This window comes from Caldisphaera sp. (genome assembly GCF_046536515.1).
Taxonomy (GTDB): domain Archaea; phylum Thermoproteota; class Thermoprotei_A; order Sulfolobales; family Acidilobaceae; genus Caldisphaera.
The window spans coordinates 1-2949 of sequence record NZ_JAWDMQ010000092.1; the positions used below are offsets into that span (position 1 = coordinate 1).

Consider the following 2949-nt stretch of genomic DNA (forward strand, 5'->3'; position numbering starts at 1 on the left):
ATCTAAACACAGATAGAAAAAAGAAAGGTAGTATAAAGGTTTTTTAAACGTTCCTAGATCCGGGTAAATATATTAAGTATAATTCTTCAATGTAGTGGATTTTTTTGAAATGTTTTGTTTGAACATTTGAAGATTCTTATCCCATCATTAATTGATAGCTGAGTATTTTTCCCTCTCTAATATTGATCAACGCATAATTTAAGGTACCATCTCCATAGCTTGATCCCGGATTTATACACAATGTATCGCCAATTTTTTCTGCTGCCCTTGCTTCATGTATGTGACCGAATAAACCCAAGGCAGGTTTATATTTTAGAATTGAATCCATCACACTTTTGCTACCAGTGTGTATTAACTCTGGTTGGCCCCCGTTCAATACCATTTCTAATTCTCCACTCTCGTTCTTAACTAGTTTTGGAGCCAAATCTAATGTTGATCCATAGGGAGGAACATGAATATTAAATATAAGGTGGCTGGGGTCTTTGGCATAAGGCTCGCTAAGATTATCTATTAGCTTCCCTATCTCTTCTTCACTTTTTTCTCGGGGTGTTTCAAAGGGGGTTAAGTTTGAAAATCCAATGTTTATAATAGAAAAAGGCTGGAATTCAAGATAAACTTTATTATCTACGTTTTTAACGATTTCATTGTTTATTATGCTGTCAACCACAATTTGGTCGTCATCATTTCCTCCAGAAATAAGTAAGGGGACGTTTATATCTCTCAACGTTTGAGTTGCAAGGTCCACCCACTGCTTAAGTCTTTCTATTATTAGACTTTGAAAAATTAGGTTCATTTTTTTCTCATCAGCTATCAGCTCGGAAAACTCATCCTTGGTGACCACCTTATAATAATTACCCTCTTTCTCAAGCCTAGTGGAGAACTGATTTAGTTCAGATTCAGAATTGAGTGTAACTTTCCTTCCGTAATAATCGACTTCGTATATATTTTTTCCAGACTGAACAATTGGAAAGAATATTTTTCCTGAGATGTCACCTCCCATGATGACTAGACTTGCCTTATTTATTTTTGCAGCATTCAAGAGTTTTTTGAATACAAGGGTTGAACCATGTAAGTCAGTGGCGTAAAGGATTCTTTTGATTTCAGGTGAACTCTTTCTAAACATATATATCACGTAGGTGGAATTTCTCTAAATGTAGCGTCAAGATCGATACCCTTTTTATGCCATAGGTAATATCTTCTGAGGGCAAAATAAATTACCCAGGCAGCAAAAACTCCACTTATAAGTGCATAAGAAGGTATTGATGCAACGCCAAGGGAAGGGTCAGTAATATAGTAATAAAGCATCCAGGCTGAAAAGGCAGAAGCAATTATTCCAGAAATTGTCACGAGAGGTACTTTTCCTATTTTGTATTTTGAAACTTCTGAAAGAGAGTAAGCCTCTTTAAGTTTCCATGGCATTAAAGCTGCAGCTAGGGTAGTGGCAATGTACATTATTGTTGCAACAGCCGTAACTGCTAAGGTATATTGAATCCATCCTGGTACAAAGTTGTATACCCATGAATATACTATTCCTCCTAGGACAAAGAAGAGAACCTGAATGTTTACTGGTGTTCCTGTTTTCTTGTTGATTTTAGATACCCATGATGGAAGCACTTGATCAATGGAAGCCGCTATTGCTACTCTAGTTTGACCTATATATACATTCATTACAACCTGAACTGCGGCCATTGTAATTCCTAAGGTGGCTAGAAATGCAATTATTGGATTTGATGTTAGTGCTATTATAAGAGTACTGAACCAAGGTAAAATAGGCATACTCAAATTTGAAGAAACATAGCTACCATAAGCGGCGGCTGCAAGCCATTTCATACCTACTTGGTATACTAAAGCAAATGCCAGAAGGGCCATCATGAGGCCTGCAGCTATTCCTCCGCCAAAGTTAATAAATAGTTGTTTCTTAAAGCTATCGGCGGATTTTATTTCTCCAGCTTGTTCCTGTGCATAACCCACCCAGCCTAGGCTTGTAAGTGCAATTGCCATCACTCCGATGGTAGCAATCCAGCTAAATTGAAGGGAGGGATTGAAACCCTGAGAAGTTTCATAATCTATTATATATTGATAAAAATTCGGATTAGCAGATGGATCTATTTTAAGCGTTGCTGAATTGTAATTTGCTACAAATACAGAATGGGGAGTGAGAAACAGTAAGGCTACAATAATTGCATAAGAAAGTAAGAAAGAATACCATAAGAACCATTGAATTTTCACAAAAAGCTGAAGACCCTTAATAAGAACAACTGTTGAAATTGCTCCCAGAACAATTGTTGTTATCCACGTTCCCCATGGAGTCGCAAACCATTCTCCTAGGCTTATTAGTGCGGGATTATTGAGGGTAACACCCAGAGACGTGAACATTGGGTAAAGACCAAGAACAGATACCAACCATCCTGCTATTGCATCCCATTGCAAGAAGAAGAAAAGTATCATTGTTGCTACTACAGGAAATCCAACCCAAGGGGTCAGTCCACGAGATTCAAATATATAGTCTCCTCCAGTTCTTGGCATAACACTTGCAATTCCGGAATAAGCTATAGCAATAAATGATGCAAATATGGTTGTCAGTAAAATTCCGAGCCATATACTAGCACCAGGAAATACGGCTGCTGAAAGGAGATAAACCCATGGGAATATTACTCCTATGTTAAGAACATTATAAACAAAGGCAGAATATGGTGACATTACTCTTTTAAGTCCTGAAGATTTTCTTTTAAATGCGGTTACGTTAGTTTGGGGTTCTGATTTTGTGCTAATTTTATTGGGTGTTTGATTCTCAGAATCCATAAATCATTATTATGAATTCTCAATATTTAAATTTTACTAGAAAATTTCTAACAAAATTCAAATATCCATTCATATATGAAATTTTATTTCGATTTTTATGATTGAAAATTGAAAAATTTAAGATTCTTGAAAAAGATGAAATTGAAA

At 36.2% G+C, this 2949-nt stretch carries 2 protein-coding genes; both read right to left on the reverse strand.

Features of this window, described 5'->3' with window-relative positions:
- Window positions 1-136 precede the first annotated feature (136 nt).
- The gene (locus RXO53_RS08065; RefSeq protein ID WP_410713705.1) at window positions 137-1000 is read right to left on the reverse strand and encodes a metallophosphoesterase family protein; all 864 of its coding nucleotides are present in this window, start codon (window positions 998-1000) and stop codon (window positions 137-139) included.
- A gap of 128 nt (window positions 1001-1128) precedes the next feature.
- Window positions 1129-2802 (reverse strand): APC family permease, encoded by a 1674-nt coding sequence (locus RXO53_RS08070; protein WP_410713706.1) that lies wholly within the window; start codon window positions 2800-2802, stop codon window positions 1129-1131.
- Between the last annotated feature and the right edge of the window lie 147 nt (window positions 2803-2949).